Below are 20084 nucleotides of genomic sequence, written 5' to 3'. Positions count from 1 at the left end.
CAGACCATACTCCGACCGATGTAGGCGGAAGGACCGGCGGGTGGCGCCGGTTGCCGGCGGCGGTGCGGCGACAACTCTGCAATGATGGACAGACACCCGATCGACGCTGCGGCACCCACGCTTTCCCCCACGCGCACCCGTCTGCTGCTGGTCGCGGCCTTTGCGCTGATCGCGCTGCTCGGTGCCGGGTTCTGGGGCTATGTCGTCTGGGCCGACCGGGAAGAGACGCTGCGTCATAGCCGGGAACAGGCCCAATCCACCGCCCGCCTGCTGCAGGAGCATGTCCGGCGGACGGTAGCCACCGCAGACCTCGCCATCGGCCGTGCGCAGGATCTCATTCGCCATTACGGCATGCCCGGTCTGGACACCAATCGCGAGGCCTGGATCACCGTCCGCGACATGGTGGACAGCCTGCCGGAAATCGCGGCGCTGTGGATCGATGCCGCAACCGGCGACGCCGTGCTGACCAGCAGGCAATACCCGACACCACGCGTCAACGCGTCGGATCGCAGCTTTTTCAAGGCGCATCTCAACGGGACCGATTTCCATGTCGGCGAGCGCATCGCCGGTCGGCAGACGGGGACGGAATTTTTCACCGTCAGCCGTTCGATCATGCTGGAAGGACGCTTCCAGGGTGTCGTTCATGCCAATGTCGACCTCGACTATTACAGTCAGCTCTACGAAAGCCTGGATCTCGGGGCCGGTGCGGCGATCGCGGTGTACCGTACCGATGGAAAGCCCGTGCTGCGCTTTCCCACCAGCGAGCCGCTGGACGGCCCGGACGGGAATATCGTGCTGCGCCATGCGGCCGATGCAGCCATCGAAACCTTCGAGGCAGACGGACCGACGCCGGGGAGCAGGCGCATCCTGTCCTACCAGCGGGTGCCGAACCTGCCGCTCGTCGCGTTCGTCGCCCTGTCTGAGCGGACGGAACTGGCGCCCTGGCGGGAGCGTACGCTCCGGGGCAGCGTCCTGGTCGGGCTGGCGGTGCTGGCCTGCGCCGGTCTGGCCTATACCGCGCTGCGCAGCCTGGAGCGCGAGGTGGCCGGCCGCCGCATGCTGGCCGACACCAACGCCGAGCTGGACACCAAGAAGAGTGAGCTGGAAACCGCCAACGAGGCCTTCGCCAGCGCCAACCGCCGTTTGAACCTGATCCTGCATTCGGCGTCCGACAGCATCTGCGGCATCGACCGCGACGGGACGATCACCTTCGCCAACCCCGCCACCTCGGCGCTGACGGGCTATTCCAACGAGGAGCTGCTGGGCGGCAACCTGCATGCGCTGATCCATTCCCGCCGTGCCGACGGCAGCCATTTCCCGGCCCTGGAATGCCCGGTGACCGAGGTGCTGCTGAGCGGGGAGAGCCGGCGCGGGCTGGAGGACACCTATTGGAGCAAGGGGGGGACGCCCTTCCTGGTGGAGTACACGGCCTCCCCGATGCTGGCCGAAGGCAAGGTCGAGGGTGCCGTGGTGGTCTTCCACGAGATCGCCGAGCGCAAGCGGGCGGAAGCGGCGATGCAGCGCGCCCGACTGGCGGCGGAGGCGGCGAGCCGTTCCAAGAGCGAGTTCCTGGCCAACATGAGCCACGAGATCCGCACGCCGATGAACGCGATCCTCGGGCTGATCCACCTTTTGCAGCAGACCGATCTGAACGGCCGGCAGGCCGATTACGTGCAGAAGGTGCGGGTGTCGGCGCAGTCGCTGCTGGGCATCCTGAACGACATCCTCGACTTCTCGAAGGTGGAGGCCGGCAAGCTTGAACTGGAGCGGGTCGATTTCCGGCTGGACGACCTGTTGCAGACGCTGGCGGTCATCGTCGGATCGGCCGCGCAGGAAAAGGACATCGACGTCCTGTTCTCCGTCGCGCCGGACGTGCCGCTGGATTTGATCGGCGATCCGCTGCGGCTCCAGCAGGTCCTGATCAACCTCGCCGGCAACGCCATCAAGTTCACCGAGGCCGGCGAAGTGGTGGTGTCGGTCGCGGTCAAGGCGCAGGGGGACGACCGCGCGGTGCTGGAGTTCGCCGTGCGCGACACCGGCATCGGCATCGCGCCGGAACAGCGCGACCGGCTTTTCCAGGCATTCAGCCAGGGCGACAGCTCCACCACCCGGCGGTTCGGCGGCACCGGGCTGGGGCTGGCGATCTGCGCCCGGCTTGTCCGGCTGATGAAGGGCGCGATGGATGTGGAGAGCGAGCCCGGCAAGGGCAGCGTCTTCCGCTTCCAGGCGGAGTTCGACCGCCATCCCGGCGGAGCCGGCCGGCGAACCGGCGGGGCCGCGGCCGGCTGGCCCGATTCCCACCCGCGCCCGGTGCCGCGCGACCTGACGGTGCTGGTGGTCGACGACAACCCCACCGCGCGCGAGGTGCTGGGCGCCATCGCCACCGGCTTCGGCTGGACCGTCACCGCCTGTTGCGACGGCCGGAGCGCCATCGCCGAGTTGGAGCGTGCCGCCGCGGCAGGCCATGCCTATGACATGGTGCTGATGGACTGGAAGATGCCGGGGATGGACGGCATCGAAGCGGCGCGCCGCATCCGCGCCGATGTCCATGCCGGCACCCCGATGATCATCGTCATCAGCGGCTATGGCCGCGAGCGGCTGGGCGCCCGCTTCGAGGAGGCCGGGATTTCCGGGTTCCTGGTGAAGCCGGTCACCGCCTCCACCCTGCTCGACGCCGTGACCGTCGCCTATGCCCAGGCCGGGCATGGCGCGCCCCTCCTGCCATCCCCGGTTCCGGCGCCGTCCGGCGGCAGCGGGTTGGGCGGGCTGAGCGGGGCGGCCTGGGACGCCAGCCGGGCGCTGCATGGCCGCCGGCTGCTGCTGGCCGACGACAACGACATCAGCCGGCAGGTGGCGTTCGAGATCCTGGAGCGTGCCGGCGCGTCGGTCACCACGGCATCGACGGGGCGGGAGGCGTTGGAGTGCGTGCGCGCGGCCGGCCAGCCGTTCGACGCCGTGCTGCTCGACGTGCATATGCCGGATATGGACGGCTTCGCCGCGACCGCCGCGATCCGCGCGCTGCCGGGCGGGCAGCAGCTGCCGATCATCGCCATGACGGCAAGCGCCCTGCCGGAAGACCGGCAACGCTGCCTCGACAACGGAATGGACGCCCATGTGCCGAAGCCGCTCGACCTGCCGCAGCTGTTCGCCACGCTGGCCCGCTGGATCGGGCCGCCGCTGGTGGCGGTGCGGCCCTGCGCGCCCTGCGGTGCCGGCCCCGTCCCGCTGCACGGCGACGCCATGCTGACGCGCGCCGCGGCTCCGCCGATGCCGGTTGGCGGTCCGGCCGGACCGCTGGCCGATTTGCCCGATGGATTGCCGGGTATCGACCTTGCCGATGCGCTCAACCGGCTGGGCGGAGACACCGACCTGTTCCGCCGTTTCATCGGCCAGTTCGCCGACGGCTATGGCAATGTCGCCGAACGGATCGCCGCGGCGGTGAACGGCAACGATCTGGCCACCGCCAAGTCCATCGCGCATGAGCTGAAAAGCGTCGCCGGCAACCTCGGTGCGCGCCGCCTGTCGGTCGCCGCCGACGCATTGCAGACCGCCGCCTACAGGGACGATGCCATTGCGGCTGCGGCCCAGGTGCCGGTGCTGCGCAGCGAACTGGCGCTCGTGCTGGAAAGCGCGCAGCGGCTGCGTGCGGCGCCCGGCGGAAAGACGGGGCCGGCAGGAGGGCCGGGGATGCCAGGCCGGTCGGCGGAGAGCCGGGCGCAGCTGGCGAATCGCCTGCCCCAATTCGCAACTTTGTTGCAAGAGAGTAACTTCGCAGCGGCGGAGGAGTTCGCTATGCTGGCGCCGTTGCTGACGGACTGGGTCGAGCCTTCGACGATGAAGGGGCTGTCCGCCGCCATCGACGGTCTGGACTTCACCAAGGCGCTTGGGATCGTGCAGCGGATCGCGCGAGACCTCGGCCTCCCGTTAGCGACGGTCTGAACGCGCCCATGGCCGACCTCCGCCCGAAAATCCTGGTGGTGGACGATATTCCGTCCAACGTCCATGTGCTGAGCCGCATCCTGAAGGACGATTACGACATCTATTTCGCCACCGACGGCGAGAGGGCGCTGGATCTGGTCCAGGCGCGGATGCCGGATCTCGTCCTGCTGGACATCATGATGCCGGGGATGGACGGGTTCGAGGTGTGCCGGCGCATCAAGGCCGATCCCGCGATCCACGACATCCCCGTCATCTTCATCTCCGCCAAGAGCGAGGTGGAGGACGAGACCCGCGGGCTGGAGGTGGGGGCCATCGACTTCATCACCAAGCCGATCAGCCCGCCCATCGTGAAGGCGCGGGTGCGCAACCATCTGCTGCTGAAGCGGCAGACCGACCTGCTGCGCAGCCTGTCCTTCCTGGACGGGCTGACCGGCATCGCCAACCGCCGCCGCTTCGACGATGCGATGGCGCGCGAATGGCGGCGCTGTGCCCGGTCGAACCTGCCGCTGTCGCTCATCATCCTCGATGTCGATCATTTCAAGGCCTACAACGATCATTACGGCCATCAGGCCGGCGACGAATGCCTGCGCATGGTGGCCGAACTGCTGTCGGACCGTGCGCGGCGGCCGAGCGACCTCGTCGCCCGCTATGGCGGCGAGGAATTCGTCTGCCTGCTGCCGGAGACCGACGGCCCCGGCGCCGTCCGCGTGGCGGAAGGCTTCCGGACCGCCGTCGCCGAATGCCGCATCCCGCACGCGCAGTCGCCGGTCATCCCCTATGTCACCATCAGCCTGGGGGTCGCTACCGTGATCCCGTCGGCCGACGGCAGCCCCGAACAGTTGGCGGAGATGGCCGACCAGCTGCTCTACCGTGCCAAGCGCACCGGCCGCAACCGCGTGCAGGACGCCACGGTGCCGGCGCTGTGACGGCGCCGCTGCCGGGCCCGTCCTTCTACGATGTCCGCGGCCGCGGTTTCCCGCGCCGTGCGCCGCTGGCCGATGGCTGGGACTGGATCGACCGCCGGGTCGCCGTGCCTGCCGCAAGGGTCCTGCCCGTGGCGGGCTGCGGCGGGTTGCGGTTGGCCGACGCCGTCGCTGCGCTGCGTGACTGGCCCCCGGCCGACCGGGCCGCGGTGGACGGCTATGCCGTGGCGGCGGCCGACACGCTCGGCGCCGGCTCCTACAACCCGGTGCCCTTGACGGCGGCGGTTGCGGTGAGCGCCGGCGACCCTCTTCCGGCGGGCTGCGACGCGGTGATCCCCTACGAGGCGGCGCAGGCCGTCGGTCCCTTCATCGAGGCCATCGACGCGGTGGCGCCCGGCAGCGGGGTGGAGCGGCAGGGCGCCTGGACCGCCGCCGGCAACGCGCTGCTGCCGGCCGGGCGGCGCCTGCGCTCCGGTGATCTCGGCCTGCTCGCCGCGGCGGGGCATGACACCGTATCGGTCCTGCCGGCGCCGCGGGTGCGGATTCTGATTGCCGGCGGTCCCAAGGCCGGCGCGCCGGAGCAGGTCGCGGCCATGCTGGCGGCTCTGGTCGGGCGCGACGGCGGGGGTGTCGAAGCGGTCGAGGTTATGCCGGCCGACCCGGACGCCCTGGCCGAAGCCTTCGCCCGGCCGGGCGCCGACCTGATCCTGTCGGCCGGCCGAACCGGCACCGGTCCCGACGATGTGGCGGCGCCCGCCCTGGCCCGGGCCGGCAGCATCGATCTGCACGGCATCGCCATGCGGCCGGGCGGCAGCGCCGGGCTGGGCATCGTCGGCGCCGTGCCCGTGCTGCTGCTGCCGGGGGAGCCGATGGCGGCGCTGGCGGCTTACGAACTGCTGGCCGGCCGCGCGGTGCGGCGTGCTGCCGGCTTGCCGGCCGATCTGCCCCATGCGACGGTCCAGGCGGTGACGGTGCGCAAGCTGGTGTCGGAAATCGGCTGCCTCGACCTCTACCGGGTCCGGCTGGACGGGGACGGCAGGGTGGAGCCGGTGGCCTCGCCCGGCTGGCCGGGACTGGCGGCGGCGGCGCGGGCCGACGGTTTCGTCCTGATCGGCGCGGACAGCGAAGGCGTGCCGGACGGCGTTCCCGTCACCATGTACAGGTTCGACTGAGGGGCGAGGAAGTATCCCGCCGCTCTTATCCAGCAAGGGTTTGCCGCGTGCACAGTTCCGACCGCAGCCGCGAGGACATCCGCCGTTTCGTCGCCCAGGCCGCCCGCCAGGACCAGTTCCTGGAGGTGGTCGGCGGTGAGGAGGCGCGCGCCCGTTTCCACCGCCATCTCGACCTGTCGCCACGGGGGGAGGAGCGGGTGCCGCTGTCGGCCGCCCTGGGGCGCGTGCTGTCCGCCGATGTGACGGCCGATGTGGATGTCCCCGGTTTCGACCGCTCGGTGGTCGACGGCTTCGCCGTGCGCGCCGCCGACACGGCGGGTGCTGCCGAGGACCGCCCGGTCGCCCTGCGCCTGAACGACGAGGTGCTGGCCGCCGGCCATGCTCCCGAACTGACGGTGGAGCCCGGCACCGCCACGGTGATCGCCACCGGCGGCATGCTGCCTCGTGGCGCCGACGCCGTGGTGATGGTGGAGACGACGGAGGCGATGGAGCGGCCTGACGGCCTGTTCGTCACCCTGACCCGCCCGGCCACCCCCGGCGCTTTCGTCGCCGCCGCCGGCTCCGACATCGGCCGGGGCGAGGTGGTGCTGCGCAAGGGCCAGCTGCTGACCTCGCGCGAGATCGGCGTGCTCGCCGCCATCGGGCTGGGCGAGGTCGCGGTGGTGCGCCGGCCGCGCGTCGCCATCCTGTCGACCGGCGACGAGATCGTCGCACCCGGCCAGCCGATCCGCACCGGAGCGGTCTATGACAGCAACGGCGCCATCCTGGCCGCTGCCGTCGCCGAACTGGGCGGGGAGCCGGTGCCGCTGGGAATCGCCCCGGACGAGGACGAGGCGCTGGAACGGCTGGTCGCCCGGGGGCTCGACTGCGACGCGCTGCTGCTGTCGGGCGGCACGTCGAAGGGGGCGGGCGACCGTTCCCACCGCATCGTGGCGCGGCTGTCGGACCCCGGCATCGTCGCCCATGGCGTGGCGCTGAAGCCGGGCAAGCCGCTGTGCCTCGCGGTGACCGGCGGCAAGCCGGTGGTGATCCTGCCGGGCTTTCCGACATCGGCCATGTTCACCTTCCACAGCTTCGTCGCCCCGGTGATCCGCGCCCTGGCCGGCCTGCCGCCGGCATTGGCGGAGGAGGTGCCGGCCACACTGCCGGTGCGGCTGGGGTCGGAGCGCGGGCGCACCGAATATGTCATGGTCTCGCTGGTCCATATCGCCGATGGGGGCGCAGGTGGGGGCGAGCTGGCGGCCTATCCGCTGTCGAAGGGGTCGGGGGCGGTCACCGCCTTCAGCCATGCCGACGGCTTCCTCGCCATCGACGCCCAGGCCGAGGCGGTGGAGGCCGGCACGCCGGTGTCGGTCCAACTGCTCGGCCGCTCGCTGACGCCCGCCGACCTGATCGTGGTCGGCAGCCAGTGCATCGGCCTGAACGCCGTGCTCGGCCGCCTGATCGGCGAGGGTATGACGGTCAAGGCGCTGAATGTCGGCTCGATGGGCGGGCTGGCGGCGGCGCGGCGCGGGGAGTGCGACATCGCCCCGGTCCATCTGATGGATCCCGCCACCGGCACCTACAACACGCCGTTCCTGGCACCGGGTCTCGACCTCGTCACCGGCTACCGCCGCATGCAGGGCATCGTCTTCCGCCGCGGCGATCCGCGGTTCGAGGGGCGGACGGCGCAGGAGGCGGTGGCCGGTGTCGCCGGTCTGGCCGACTGCATCCTGATCAACCGCAATGCCGGCAGCGGTACCCGCATCCTGACCGACCGGCTGCTGGGGCCGGCGCGGCCGACCGGCTATTGGACACAGGCCAAATCGCACAACGCCGTCGCCGTCGCGGTGGCGCAGAACCGTGCCGACTGGGGTGTCGCCATCGAAACCGCGGCGACCCTCTATGGCTTGGGCTTCCTGCCGTTGCAGGAGGAGCATTACGACTTCGTCGTCCCCGCCGCCCGTCGCGACCGCCCGGCCGTCCGCCGCTTCGTCGAGGCGCTGGAGATGCCGGAGGTTGCCGATTCCCTGCGCGCCATGGGGTTCATCAGATAGGGTCTGGAGAGAGGGTTTGGCCCAATCATCCGGCGGATCCGAATAAAATGCCGCAGGCCGGGTTTTTTCGTGATCCAGCGGCCGGGCGGTTGCGTACCGAAGGTCACGATGCGACATACAGCCCGGCGTGAAATGCCGCGGGATGCAGGGCAGAGTGCAGGATTGACGCAGAGGTCTTGAAAACGGGGCGGCTGCCGCGAATTCCGGGAATGGGTGCCATCCCCGGCTTGTGCGGAAGCCGATGTTCCCCTTGAATGGGACCATGCAGGACCAGCACACCCCCGCGGCCGACATGGCCCCCAGCCTGGAAGACCTGCTCGTTGCCGTAGGGCGCGAGCGGGACCGTCAGGCGTTCGGGGTTCTTTTCGGCCACTTCGCGCCACGGTTGAAAACCTATCTGCGCCGGTTGGGATGCGATTCCGGCGCGGCGGAAGAGCTTGTTCAGGAGGTCATGCTGTTGGTCTGGCGTCGTGCCGAAACCTACGATCCGATCCATGCCTCGGCCGGCACTTGGGTGTTCACCATCGCCCGCAACAAGCGAATCGATGTGTTGCGGCGCGAACAGCGGCCGGAGATCGACCCCGACGATCCCGCCCTGGTGCCCGAACCCGATGAGGCCGCCGATCGCCGGATCGAGGCGAAGGAAAGCAGCGGGCGCCTGCGCGCCGCGCTGAAGGATCTGCCGCCGGAACAGGCCGAGCTTCTGCGCATGGCTTATTTCGAGGACAAGCCGCACAGCGTCATTTCCGCGGAGCACGGCATCCCGCTCGGCACCGTCAAATCGCGCCTGCGTCTGGCGATGGAACGCCTGCGCCGGTCGCTGAAGGATGTCGGATGAGGCATTTCCGATGAACCGGCCGAGCCACCACCCCGGCGACACCCTGCTGATCGACTATGCCGGCGGTGCCCTGTGCGAGGGCGCGTCGCTGGCCGTCGCCACCCACATGGCCTTCTGCCCCGCCTGCCGCCACGCCGTGGCGGAGATGGAGGCGGTCGGCGGCGCCCTGCTGGACGATCTGGAACCGGAGCCTCTGTCCGACGGCTGCCTGGAAGCGCTGATGGCCCGCCTGGACCACGAGCGGCCGGCGCCCTGCCGCCCGGCCGTCAAGCCGTCGGCGCAGCAGTCGCGCTATCCGGAACCCCTGCGCAGCTACCTGCGCGGACGGCTCGACCGCGAGGGGCGGCTGGGGGAGGGCGGCTGGCGGTTCCTCCAGCCGGGCATGCGCAGCATGGACCTGCTGTCCGGTCCGGACGGGACCACCAAGCTGATCCGCATGAAGGGCGGCGTCGGCGTGCCGGTGCACACCCATGGCGGCATCGAGCTGACCGTGGTGCTGGAGGGCGGCTTCTCCGACGAGTTCGGCGCCTTCCTGCCCGGCGACATCGCCGTCGGCGACCCGTCGCTGATCCACCGCCCGGTGTCCGACCCGGAAGGCTGCCTGTGCCTCGCCACCACCATCGGCGGGCTGCGGATGACCGGACCGCTGGGGCGGCTGTTCAACCGGTTCGTGAAGCGGTTCTGAAGGAGAGGCCGAACCTCCGCCTATCCTCCCCCGCCCGGCGGGGGAGGATCAAGACGGGAGCGTTCGAAGCCAGCCCCTTACGCCGCGACCGCCACACGGCCGTCGCGGGCGCGCATCAGCAGCCAGACCACCGAGACGCCCAGCAGCTTCGACGCGAAGCTGGCGGCCCAGACGGTGGGGTCCCAGACGTCCAGCATGCCGAAGAAGATGGCGGTGTCGACCGGCACCGACAGGGCGGCGCTGATCCACAGCCGGTCGCGCAGCGGGCGGCGGGTGACGGTGAAGACCGCCCAGTCGATCATCTCCGACACGGCGAAGGCGACGACGCTGGCGGTGGCGACGAAGGGGTCGGTCAGCAGATAGGACAGCACGGTGCCGCTGAGCATGGCGGCGAGCGCCCAGTGGCCGAAGCGCACCTGCACCATGTCGCGCAGGATGAAGATCAGGCCGGCCCAGCAGGACCAGACCAGATCCAGGTGCGGAAACAGGCTGAAGGCGAAGTTGATGGCAAGAATGCTGCCGATATAGGCGGCGAGCCAGAGCATGGCGATGATCCTCCGAGAGCGGACCCGCGGCAATACGGGCGCTGATGACCGGAGCCGGCCCCGCGTGAATGCGAGCGCCCCGAAACCGCTCTAGCTAACAGAACATCGCCATGCTGGGAAGGTGCCGCGTGGCCCTTGCACCGCCGGTCCTTACACCGGCTTCGCGTCGTCCTTCATCAGGGCGTAGGTGTAGCTGTCCACCAGCGCCTCCATCGAGGCTTCGATGATGTTGGTGGACACGCCCAGCGTCGACCATTCGGTGCCGTCGGTCCGGGCGCTGCGGATCAGGACGCGCGGCATGGCGCCGGTGCCCTCCTTGGCGGCCAGGATGCGGACCCGGTAGTCGGACAGGCTGACCCTGGCGAGTGCCGGATAGGCCGGCTCCAGCGCCTTGCGCATGGCGACGTCCAGCGCATGCACCGGACCGTTGCCGTCGGCAACCTCCATCCGCACGGCGTCGCCGACCCGAACGCGTACCACCGCTTCCGACTCCACCACCAGCTTGCCGACCGCGTTGTAGCGGCGCTCGTCGGTGACGTGGAAGCGCAGCAGTTCGAAGAAGCGCGGCACCTCGCCCAGCTCGCGCCGGACCAGCAGCTCGAAGCTGGCCTCCGCCGTGTCGTAGGCGTAGCCGTCGCTGTCGCGCTGCTTCACCAGATCGAGCAGGCCGGCAAGCCGCTCGTCCTTCGCATCCACCGCCATGCCGATGTCGCGCAGCCGCACGATCAGGTTGGAGCGGCCGGCCTGGTCGGACATGACGATCTGGCGGCGGTTGCCGATGGCTTCGGGCGCCACATGCTCGTAGGAGGACGGGTCCTTCTCCACCGCCGAGACATGCAGCCCGCCCTTGTGCGCGAAGGCGCTGGCGCCGACATAGGGAGCGTGGCGGTTGGGCGCGCGGTTCAGCCGGTCGTCGAAGGCGCGGCTCAGCTGGGTCAGGAGATGCAGATCCTCGCGCCGGATGCCGGTCTCGTAGCCCATCTTCAGCATCAGCGTCGGGATCAGCGAGACGAGGTTGGCGTTGCCGCAACGCTCGCCCAGCCCGTTGATGGTGCCCTGGATCATCCGCGCGCCGGCCCGCACCGCGGCCAGGGAGTTGGCGACCGCGTTCTCGGTGTCGTTGTGGCAATGGATGCCGAGCCGGTCGCCGGGGATGCCGTGCGTCTCCACCACCTCGCGAACGATGGCGTCGACCTCGTGCGGCAGCGTGCCGCCGTTGGTGTCGCACAGCACGATCCAGCGTGCGCCGGCCTCGAACGCCGCCCTGATGCAGGACACGGCATAGGCCGGGTTGCGCTTGTAGCCGTCGAAGAAATGCTCGGCGTCGAACAGCGCCTCGCCCTTGGCGGCGTGCAGGGCCGCGATGCTGTCGCGGATGAGGTCGAGGTTTTCCTCGCGCGGGATGTTCAGCGCGACGTCGACATGGAAGTCCCAGCTCTTGCCCACCATGCAGACCGCCTTGGCGCGCGACTGCGCCAGCGCCGTCAGCTGCGGGTCGTTGGCGGCGCTGCGGCCGGGGCGGCGGGTCATGCCGAAGGCGGTGAAGGTGGCGCGGGTCATCTCCGGCGCCTCGGCGAAGAACTGGTCGTCGGTCGGGTTGGCGCCCGGCCAGCCGCCTTCGACATAGTCGATGCCCAGCCGGTCGAGATCCTTGGCAATCGCGATCTTGTCGGTGACCGAGAAATCGACATCCTGGGTCTGCGCCCCATCGCGGAGCGTGGTGTCGTACAGATAGATGCGCTCGCCCGTCATCGCCGCCTGACCTGTGAAGATGTCCTGTGAAGACAAAGGGGCCGGCAGTGCTTTGCCACCCTGCGGAAAGCCGGGAGAATGGACGATGCGGCGCTTATCCTCAACCGTTTTGAGAAGAAACTTGCGGAAAGCGGGGCTTTGCCGCAACGGAGGGAATGACAGGCCGGAGAATGGCGACCGGTGGGCGGAGCGGTGCGCTCCGCCCCCGGCCACCCGCCGGGATCAGCGGGCGAACAGGCGGTAGAGGGCGGAATGGTCCAGCGCGCCGTCGCCCTGGTCCACCAGCATCTCGAACAGCTCCAGCGACAGGCCGAGCGTCGGCAGGTCGATGCCGGACTGCTGCGCCAGCTCCTCCGCCTGTTTCAGATCCTTGACCTGGGTGGTGACGCGGCCACCGGGCGTGAAGTCGCCGCTGACCATGCGGCCGCCATGCAGGTCGAGGATGCGGGATTCGGCGAAGCCGCCGCGGATGGCGTCGCGCACCTTGGCCGGATCGGCGCCGGCCGCCCGGGCGAGCGCCAGCGCTTCGGCCACCGCGCCGATGGTCAGGGCGACGATGACTTGGTTGGCCGACTTGGCGATCTGGCCGGCGCCGCTGTCCCCGACATGGGTGATGCGGCGGCCCATCGCCTGCAACACCGGCAGGGCGCGGGCGAAGGCAGCCTCGGACCCGCCGGCCATGATGGTGAGGATGGCGCCCTCGGCCGCCACCGTCCCGCCGGAAACCGGCGCGTCGAGCCACTCCGCCCCGGCGGCGGCGACGCGCTGGGCCAGCGCGCGGGTGGCGGCGACGGCGGTGGTGCCCATGTCGATCACCAGATGGCCGGGGCGCAGGACCGGCAGCAGAGCCTCGGCCACCGTCTCCACCGCATTGGTGTCGGTCAGCATCAGGATGACGATCCCCGCCTGCCCGGCGACGGCGGCCGGGCCGGTGGCGGCGATCATGCCCTCCGCCGCCAGCTCGGCGACCGGGCCAGGGCTGCGGCTGGCCACCACCAGTTCCGCGCCGGCACGGGCGAGCGCTCGGGCCATCGGCTTGCCCATCAGGCCAAGCCCGATGACGCCGACGCGCTGGCCGGCGAGATCGGGGCGGATGGTTTCTTCGGTCATGTCGAGGCTTTCACTGTACGTGGATTAGGGTCACAGGCGCATGTGGCGGGCGCGGGCGCCGCGCTCGATGGCGGCGGCGCACAGCCGGTCGACCCCCAGCCGGTGGCGGATCAGTTCCAGCATGCGCAGTTCCTCCTGCGATGCCTTGGGGTCGGCGGCGGCGATGTCGCAGGCCACCGCATAGGCGGTCTCCCGCAGCTTGGACGGCAGCGCCTGCTCGATGATGGTCAGCACGGTGTCCAGCCCGTCATTGTCGGACAGCATGGCGGTGCATTCGCGGGTGGCGGCCATCACCTGATCGCCGCTGTAGTCCTTGAAGATCGGCAGGTAGCGCACATTCTCGCCGATGGCTTCCAGTTCAAGGTCGGTCATGTCGCCGTCGCAGGCGGACACCAGGACCATGACGTAGATGAGTGCGCTGTGGTGGTCGATCATGGAATCGGTCGGCTTTCTCATGGGGCGGTCTCCCTTGGGGAGTGGTCGCGTGTAAGGTCGGCAATCTCGAACGCCGCACCAGCCGCGTCAAGGGTGCCATGCCGGGAGTGGAGGGGTCGGCCGCTCGACGCGACGGTTGGCGTTGCCTATTGTCGCGCACCATGAACGTCGTCCTCAATGTCGCATTTCCCGTATTCGCCATCATCCTGGCCGGCTTCCTGTCCGGGAAGTCGAAGCTGCTCGGCGCCGCCTCGTCGGAGGCGCTGAACAAGTTCGTCTATTGGATGGCGCTGCCGCCGGTGCTGTTCCTCGGCACGGCACGGCGGTCGATCCCGGAGATCTTCAACGGCCCGTTCATCGGCGCCTTCCTGGGGTCGATGCTGCTGGTCTATGCCCTGGGCGCCGTGATCGGCCGCCTCGTCTACCGCGAGCGCACGCAGATCCAATGCATGCAGGGGCTGAACTCGGCCTTCTCCAACACCGGCTACATGGGCATTCCGCTGTTCCTGGCCGCCTTCGGGCCGGACCGGCTCGCCCCCACCATCCTGGCGACCGTCATCATGAGCGCCATCATGGTCGGCATCGCCGTGATCTGGATGGAGTTCGCCAACAGCCAGGGCAGCGGGCTGGGCAAGGCCCTGCGCGATGTCGGCCGGGCGCTGGCGAAGAACCCGCTGATCCTGTCCACCGCCGCCGGCCTCGCCTGGTCGGCGCTGCTGCCCGGCGTCGCGGTGCCGAAGCCGATTGCGACGTTCTGCGAGTTGATGGGCTCCCCCGCCGGACCCTGCGCGCTGTTCGCCATCGGCCTGTTCCTGGCCTCGCAGCGGCTGACCGCCGGGCTGGTGGAGGCGGGCTGGATCAGCGCCCTGAAGCTGTTGGTCCACCCGGCGCTGGCCTGGGTGCTGACGCAGACGCTGTTCCCGATGGACCCGTTCTGGACCGGCAGCGCGGTGATCCTGGCGGCATTGCCGACCGGCGCCCTGACCTTCGTGGTGGCGAGCCAGTACCAGACCTATGTGGAGCGCACCTCCTCGGCCATCCTGGTATCGACGGTGCTGAGCGTGGTGACGCTGTCTGCATTGCTGGCAGTGTATGCGCCGGCTGGATGACCGGCATCCGGACTTAAGTTGGCGATGTAATCGTATTGAGATTGTTGTTGTTTGCGGCTCGGTCCATTTATCGCCCGAACATTTTGCCATCGATTCTTTAAGGCATTCTTTACCGCGTGCACTTAGGTGAGTCTGGAATTGCTTTCGCCATGTCGGTCGAAGTCGGCGGGGAAACCGCTCTTTCCAGAGGTCAGCTGAGGTGTCGCTGTGAAACTTATCGAAAATCTCCGGATCGGCACGAAAATCTACGCGGTGGTGGCGCTTCTCAGCCTGATCACGCTGGGGCTGTCGATCTACATGAGCAACCGGATCGGTGAGATCGACGACCGCTACAGCAGGCTGGTCGATGGAGACGTGACGTTTTCGCTGAAGCTGGAACGCATGCGCGGCGACCTCGCCAACCTCGGCCGTCAGGCCAACAACGTGCTGCTGCTTCAGGATCCCTCCGGGCTTCCGGCTCTGGTCAAGGCGATGGACGACATTCAGGCGGCCGTCGTCGAATCGAGCACAGTGATGAACCGTCTGGTCAGGCCCGAGCACAAGGACAAGGTGGCGCGGATCGCGGAACTGACGGCAATGGTGAAGTCCTCGCTGCCCAAGCTCTTCGCGGCGAAGGAGAAGGGCGATCACGCCGGGGCTGCCGCCGTCTATGGAAAGGAAGGGCGCCCCCAGGTGGTGGAGGCCTTCAACCTGGCGGCAAAGCTGTCGGATGAGGTGTCGGCCGGAGTGTACCGTTCGTCCGACGATCTGACCGACCAGACCAACCAGACGGTGTTCAACTCGCTGTCGATTGCGGTCGCACTGCTTGTCATCGGTGCCATCGGGTCCGTGCTGCTGGTCGTCTATGGCATTCGCCGTCCGATTGCGGCCCTGAATGCGGCGATGGTGCGTCTGGCGACCGGCGACACCACGACGGAGGTGGTCGGGGCCGGCCGTGGCGACGAGATCGGCGAAATGGCGCGGACTGTGGAGGTGTTCAAGGAGAGCATGATCCGCACGCGCCAGCTGGAACAGGAGGCCAAGGACGCCGAGGTCGAGGCGGCAGCGGAAAAGCGCCGGGGAACGCTGGACATGGCCCGGTCCTTCGAGGAGCGGGTCGGCTCCATCGTCGATGCGGTCGGCAGTTCCGCGACCGAGTTGCAGGCCACCTCGTCGCAGCTGGCCGCCGCCGTCGAAGAGGTCGGCGCCCAGTGCACCGCCGTCGCCGCCGCGTCGGAGCAGGCGAGCGCCAATGTCCAGACGGTCGCCGCCGCGTCGGAGGAACTGTCCGCCTCGATCGGCGAGCTGTCCGATCGGGTGGGGCGTGCCGCCGACCGCTCCCGTCTGGCGGCCGAAGGGGCCGGCGAGGCCCAGCGCCAGCTCGATCTGCTGTCGGCCTCCATCGATCAGGTCGATCAGATCGTGGCGTCGATCAATGCGGTGGCCAGCCAGACCAACCTGCTGGCGTTGAACGCGACCATCGAAGCGGCCCGCGCCGGCGAGGCCGGCAAAGGCTTCGCCGTCGTCGCCAGCGAGGTGAAGAACCTTGCCAACCAGACCCACGCGATGACCGAGCAGATCACCAACCAGATCGGCGCAGTCAAGGCGGCGTCGGGTCGGACGGTCGGCGCCATGCGCAGCATCATCGGTCAGGTGGAGGAGATCAGCAATTCCACGGCCGACATGGCGCAATCGGTGAACCAGCAGAGCGGAGCCACATCCGAAATCAGCCGCAATGCCCAGCAGGCGGCGGTCAGCACGACCGAGGTTTCGCGCAACGTCCTGGGAATTCAGCAGGCGGAGAACGAGACGGGGGCTGCCACCAACAACGTCAAGCATGCGTCGGATGATCTCGCCCGGCAGGCTGCCATGCTGAAACAGGCGATGGACAGCTTCCTCAGCGAGCTGCGCGCCGCCTGACGGGCCACGGAACGGGAGGTGGCGAGGGGTAGACCGGCCCTCACCACCCCCGCAGGAACTCCGCCGTCTCCTCCACCGCCTGCTTCAGCCCGACGCGCCGCATCTCCACGCCTTCGGGGAAGGCGCCGCCAAGCCGGCTCGGCATCATCGGGTCGAGCAGGACGAAGACCCCGGTGTCGTCGGCGCGGCGGACCAGCCGGCCGAAGGCCTGCTTCAGGCGCAGCCGCGTGATCATGTCCTCATAGCGGCGGCGGCCGAAGGCCTCGCGCCGTGCGCGGTGCAGGATGTCGGGACGCGGCCAGGGCACGCGGTCGAAGACGATCAGGCGCAAGCTGCGCCCCGGCACGTCCACCCCGTCGCGCACCGCGTCGGTGCCAAGCAGGCAGGCGTGCTCCTCGTTGCGGAAGATGTCGATCAGGGTCGACACGTCCAGCGGATCGACATGCTGGGCATAGAGCGGGATGTTGACCTGATCCAGCGGCTCGGCGATGCGGTCGCGCACGGCGCGCAGCCGGCTGATTGCGGTGAACAGGCCGAGCCCGCCGCCGCCCGCCGCCATGAACAGCGATTTGTAGGCCGCCGAGACCTGCCCCAGATCGTCCTTGCGCACGTCGTTGACGACGAAGACGCGGGTGCGGTTCGGGTAGTCGAAGGGGGAGGGGACCTGGGCACGGATCGCCGGGGCGGGCAGGTGGCTGGCACCGCAACGGTCCTCCGCCGCGCGCCAGTCCTGGCCGATGTCGCCGGTGCCGTCGGTCAGGGTGGCGCTGGTCACCACCAGCCCATGGGCGGGACCGGCCAACGCTTCGGCGAAGGGCACCGTCGGATCGACCCAGTGGCGGTACAGCCCGACATCGACGTCGCGGCCGTCGATCCGCTCCACCGCGAACCAGTCGACGAAATGCGACGGCGTCTCGGTCGGCAGGGTGCGCAGCATGGCGCGCCACCCCTCGACCGTCAGGGTGCCGCGGCGGTGCAGGCTGCGCGACAGCGCGTCGATGCGGCGGCGTTGGTCGGAATCCAGTTCGGCGCTCTCGTCCTCCAGCCGCTGGGCCAGCCGGCGGGCCAGCGCCTCGACCGGCTCGGACAGGCGGACCAGGGACTGCTCAAGCTCCGCCGCGGCCTCCAGCAGGCCGTCCACCGGATAGGCCTTGTCGGCCTCCAGGCTGTAGGGGCCGCCCTGGCCGGCGGTGCGGGCATAGACCTGCTGGCGGGCCAGCAGCAGGAAGCGCTCGGTCGGCCCCTGCGGGTTGTCGGCGGCCAGACGCGCCGACCAGCCGTCGGCGGGCAGGACGCGGGCGCCGATCAGGATGTCGTCGAGATGGCGCAGAGCCTCCTCGTCACCGGCAACGATGTCCTCCAGCCGGCGCTTCAGGCCGCGGGCGCGGCTGCGGCCGGTCTCCTCGGCACCGAGCAGCCAGCGGCGCAGCTCCTGCGTCTCCCGGCAGGTCAGATGGCCGGCGAAGGCGCTGTCGGCGGCGTCGAAGACATGGTGCCCCTCGTCGAAGACATAGCGGCTGGGCAGCGTCGGTTCCTCGCCGCCGCCGAGTGCCGCCTGCACCATCACCAGCGCATGGTTGGCGATGACGATGTCGGCGCGGCGGGCGCGGCGCACGCTCTTCTCGATGTAGCAGCGGGCATAGTGGTCGCAGGCGGAATAGATGCACTCGCCGCGGCGGTCGGCCAGACCCATGGTTGGGCCGCGCCCGGCGATGTCGACCAGCCAGCCGGGGAAGTCGCCGCCGGTCATGTCGCCGTCGCGCGTCGCCGCCGCCCAGCGCGCCATCAGCCCGACGCCGATGGCGTTGTGCGGCTGAAACGGCATGGCGCGCACCGCCTCCTCCAGGTTCAGCAGGCACAGGTAGTTCTCGCGCCCCTTGCGCAGCACCACCTTGCGCGCCTTGGTCGCCGGGTCGGCATAGAGCCGGTCCAGCTCGGCGTCGATCTGGTGCTGGAGGTTGCGGGTATAGGTGGAGATCCACACCGTCCCGCCATTCTTCTCCGCCCAGACCGTGGCCGGGGCCAGATAACCCAGCGTCTTGCCGACGCCGGTCCCGGCCTCGGCCAGCACGACATTCGGCGTGTCGGGAAGCTGGCGCGGGGCGAAGGCGGCGGACACCGCGCTGGAATAGTCGGCCTGCTGCGGCCGCGGCTCCGCCACCTTGCCCAGAACATTGGCCGACAGCATGGCGGCGAGGCGGCGGCGCGCCTCGTCCGGATCGACCGGATTCTGGGCGGGCGGCGGCGGCGGTGCGCCTTCCTCCCACTCCTTGATGCGGGTCCAGACGCGCAGGCCCGAGCGGGCGGCACCCTTCTCCGGCCCGTCGGGCTTGCCGAGCGCGGCCAGCACCGCCGCCGCCCAGGGCCAGCCGGCACGCCCCATCTCCCAGGCGAAGGCGACGGGGTCGGAGGATTCCTCCCGTCCGGCAGCGCCCAAGTCGCCCAGCAGACGGCGCACGGCGCGCTGGAGGGCCAGCGCCTCCGCCTCGTGACCCTCGGGGGTGGGCAGGTCGAGCGCCTCGGCGATGCCGCGCGGGGTGGGGACGCAGAAGCGGGCGGGGTGGACGAAGGCGAACAGCTCCAGCACGTCGAAGGCCGGGAAGGCGTCGATCCCCAGCCGGCGGGCGAAGGCGCGGGCATGGCAGACCAGGGGCGGCTGGCGGCGCACCTTCGCCGCGGCGGCGGCCAGCGACAGCTCCTCGACCTCGCCGTCGAGGGTCAGCGACACGACACGGCGCGCGCCGGCCACCATGGCGGGCGCGTCGTCGAGGCTGTGGAGCGGGGTGGGATCGGCTGTCAGGTCCATCGGCGGCACTATATGGCGGTGGCGTGCCGCAAAGCGAGCGCCGCATGTTGACGGCGCACCGCTTCATCGCCATTGAGGGAAGTCCGAAAGAGCCGAGCGGAGACGGGGCTGTATGCGGAAACTGCTGCGCTGGGCGCTGATCGGGATCGCGGGGCTGATGGCCTTCACCATCCTGTGGGCGGCGCTCTACCGGGTCGTGCCGCCACCGGCGACGCCGCTGATGCTGATCCGGGCGCTGGGCGGCTCCGGCCTGTCGCGCGACTGGGAGCCGCTGGAGCGCATTTCCCCCGCGCTGGTCGAGGCGGTGATCGCCTCGGAGGACACCGGCTTCTGCGGTCATGGCGGCTTCGACTGGGCGGCCATCGAGGGCGCTTTCGAGGAGAACGAGGAGGGTCGACGGCTGCGCGGCGGCAGCACGATCAGCCAGCAGACCGCCAAGAACGCCTTCCTCTGGCCCGACCGCAGCTGGACCCGCAAGGGGGCGGAGGCTTGGTTCACCCTGCTTATCGAAAGCCTGTGGAGCAAGCGCCGCATCCTGGAGGTCTATCTGAACATCGTGGAGTGGGACGACGGCGTCTATGGCGCCGAGGCGGCGGCGCGGCACCACTTCAACAAATCCGCTGCGGCCCTGACCCGGCGCGAGGCGGCGCTGCTGGCGGTGGTGCTGCCCAGCCCGCGCAACTGGTCGCCCACCAAGCCCAGCGCCTATGTCGCCCGCCGCGCCGGGGTGATCGAGCGGCGGATGGCGGTGGTGCGGCGGGACGGGCTCGCCGACTGCGTGCGGTGAGACAGGGCGCCCCCCTCCACCGAATCTTAACACCCGACGCGCTACGCT

General features: G+C 69.9%; 14 protein-coding genes. 9 read left to right on the top strand and 5 right to left on the bottom strand.

Annotated features, from left to right (window positions below; genetic code table 11):
• Positions 1-81: 81 nt before the first annotated feature.
• The 6 genes from VH569_RS02055 (at position 82) to VH569_RS02030 (ending at position 9593) form a co-directional block, all read left to right on the top strand.
• On the top strand, positions 82-3939 hold the full coding sequence (locus VH569_RS02055; RefSeq protein ID WP_423313620.1) for a response regulator: 3858 nt from the start codon (positions 82-84) through the stop codon (positions 3937-3939).
• Positions 3940-3947: 8 nt separating this feature from the next.
• Positions 3948-4865 carry a diguanylate cyclase gene (locus VH569_RS02050; RefSeq protein ID WP_423313618.1) on the top strand — a complete coding sequence of 306 codons (918 nt, stop codon included), beginning with the start codon at positions 3948-3950 and terminating at the stop codon, positions 4863-4865.
• On the top strand, positions 4862-6034 hold the full coding sequence (locus VH569_RS02045; RefSeq protein ID WP_423313616.1) for a molybdopterin-binding protein: 1173 nt from the start codon (positions 4862-4864) through the stop codon (positions 6032-6034). The genes VH569_RS02050 and VH569_RS02045 overlap by 4 nt, the downstream gene beginning before the upstream one ends.
• Positions 6035-6081: 47 nt before the next feature.
• The gene (locus VH569_RS02040) at positions 6082-8070 is read left to right on the top strand and encodes a molybdopterin biosynthesis protein (protein ID WP_423313614.1); all 1989 of its coding nucleotides are present in this window, start codon (positions 6082-6084) and stop codon (positions 8068-8070) included.
• 262 nt (positions 8071-8332) lie between these two features.
• Positions 8333-8908, top strand: coding sequence for a sigma-70 family RNA polymerase sigma factor (locus VH569_RS02035; RefSeq protein ID WP_376957223.1), 576 nt, complete (start codon positions 8333-8335; stop codon positions 8906-8908).
• A gap of 10 nt (positions 8909-8918) precedes the next feature.
• Positions 8919-9593, top strand: a complete 675-nt coding sequence (locus VH569_RS02030; RefSeq protein WP_377808708.1) for a ChrR family anti-sigma-E factor — start codon at positions 8919-8921, stop codon at positions 9591-9593.
• 77 nt (positions 9594-9670) lie between these two features.
• Here the strand turns inward: VH569_RS02030 and VH569_RS02025 are convergent, their stop codons facing one another.
• The 4 genes from VH569_RS02025 to VH569_RS02010 all read right to left on the bottom strand — a co-directional run bounded on the left by VH569_RS02025 (position 9671) and on the right by VH569_RS02010 (position 13456).
• A complete protein-coding gene (locus tag VH569_RS02025) occupies positions 9671-10138 on the bottom strand; it encodes a preQ0 transporter (protein ID WP_376957219.1) in 468 nt (155 codons plus the stop codon).
• Positions 10139-10288: 150 nt separating this feature from the next.
• Positions 10289-11890: a citramalate synthase gene (cimA, locus tag VH569_RS02020; protein WP_423313611.1), complete on the bottom strand. Its 1602-nt coding sequence runs from the start codon at positions 11888-11890 to the stop codon at positions 10289-10291.
• A 222-nt stretch (positions 11891-12112) separates the two neighbouring features.
• Positions 12113-13000, bottom strand: coding sequence for an NAD(P)-dependent oxidoreductase (locus VH569_RS02015; protein WP_423313609.1), 888 nt, complete (start codon positions 12998-13000; stop codon positions 12113-12115).
• 30 nt (positions 13001-13030) lie between these two features.
• Positions 13031-13456 carry a tellurite resistance TerB family protein gene (locus tag VH569_RS02010; RefSeq protein ID WP_098739139.1) on the bottom strand — a complete coding sequence of 142 codons (426 nt, stop codon included), beginning with the start codon at positions 13454-13456 and terminating at the stop codon, positions 13031-13033.
• A 140-nt stretch (positions 13457-13596) separates the two neighbouring features.
• Between VH569_RS02010 and VH569_RS02005 the strand changes: the two genes are divergently transcribed.
• Both VH569_RS02005 and VH569_RS02000 read left to right on the top strand, forming a co-directional pair.
• The gene (locus VH569_RS02005) at positions 13597-14544 is read left to right on the top strand and encodes an AEC family transporter (protein ID WP_423313606.1); all 948 of its coding nucleotides are present in this window, start codon (positions 13597-13599) and stop codon (positions 14542-14544) included.
• Positions 14545-14751: 207 nt separating this feature from the next.
• On the top strand, positions 14752-16443 hold the full coding sequence (locus tag VH569_RS02000) for a methyl-accepting chemotaxis protein (RefSeq protein ID WP_423313604.1): 1692 nt from the start codon (positions 14752-14754) through the stop codon (positions 16441-16443).
• A 40-nt stretch (positions 16444-16483) separates the two neighbouring features.
• On the opposite strand, the gene VH569_RS01995 is transcribed toward VH569_RS02000, so the two are convergent.
• On the bottom strand, positions 16484-19249 hold the full coding sequence (locus tag VH569_RS01995) for an ATP-dependent DNA helicase (RefSeq protein ID WP_423313603.1): 2766 nt from the start codon (positions 19247-19249) through the stop codon (positions 16484-16486).
• Between the two features lie 112 nt (positions 19250-19361).
• Between VH569_RS01995 and mtgA the strand changes: the two genes are divergently transcribed.
• Positions 19362-20036 carry a monofunctional biosynthetic peptidoglycan transglycosylase gene (mtgA, locus tag VH569_RS01990; protein WP_423313601.1) on the top strand — a complete coding sequence of 225 codons (675 nt, stop codon included), beginning with the start codon at positions 19362-19364 and terminating at the stop codon, positions 20034-20036.
• Positions 20037-20084: the final 48 nt, after the last annotated feature.

The sequence above is a fragment of the Azospirillum sp. 11R-A genome (genome assembly GCF_049472615.1).
Taxonomy (GTDB): domain Bacteria; phylum Pseudomonadota; class Alphaproteobacteria; order Azospirillales; family Azospirillaceae; genus Azospirillum; species Azospirillum palustre.
The sequence above is the reverse complement of the archived record's forward strand: the minus strand, read 5'-3'. Positions and strand labels throughout refer to the sequence as shown.

Excerpts from the sequence above, each read along its gene's own strand:
- VH569_RS02055 (WP_423313620.1), top strand. The coding sequence starts at position 82 with ATGATGGACAGACACCCGATCGACGCTGCGGCACCCACGCTTTCCCCC.
- VH569_RS02050 (WP_423313618.1), top strand. The coding sequence starts at position 3,948 with ATGGCCGACCTCCGCCCGAAAATCCTGGTGGTGGACGATATTCCGTCC.
- VH569_RS02035 (WP_376957223.1), top strand. The coding sequence starts at position 8,333 with ATGCAGGACCAGCACACCCCCGCGGCCGACATGGCCCCCAGCCTGGAA.
- VH569_RS02030 (WP_377808708.1), top strand. The coding sequence starts at position 8,919 with ATGAACCGGCCGAGCCACCACCCCGGCGACACCCTGCTGATCGACTAT.
- VH569_RS02025 (WP_376957219.1), bottom strand. The coding sequence starts at position 10,138 with ATGCTCTGGCTCGCCGCCTATATCGGCAGCATTCTTGCCATCAACTTC.
- cimA (WP_423313611.1), bottom strand. The coding sequence starts at position 11,890 with ATGACGGGCGAGCGCATCTATCTGTACGACACCACGCTCCGCGATGGG.
- VH569_RS02015 (WP_423313609.1), bottom strand. The coding sequence starts at position 13,000 with ATGACCGAAGAAACCATCCGCCCCGATCTCGCCGGCCAGCGCGTCGGC.
- VH569_RS02010 (WP_098739139.1), bottom strand. The coding sequence starts at position 13,456 with ATGAGAAAGCCGACCGATTCCATGATCGACCACCACAGCGCACTCATC.
- VH569_RS02005 (WP_423313606.1), top strand. The coding sequence starts at position 13,597 with ATGAACGTCGTCCTCAATGTCGCATTTCCCGTATTCGCCATCATCCTG.
- VH569_RS01995 (WP_423313603.1), bottom strand. The coding sequence starts at position 19,249 with ATGGACCTGACAGCCGATCCCACCCCGCTCCACAGCCTCGACGACGCG.
- mtgA (WP_423313601.1), top strand. The coding sequence starts at position 19,362 with ATGCGGAAACTGCTGCGCTGGGCGCTGATCGGGATCGCGGGGCTGATG.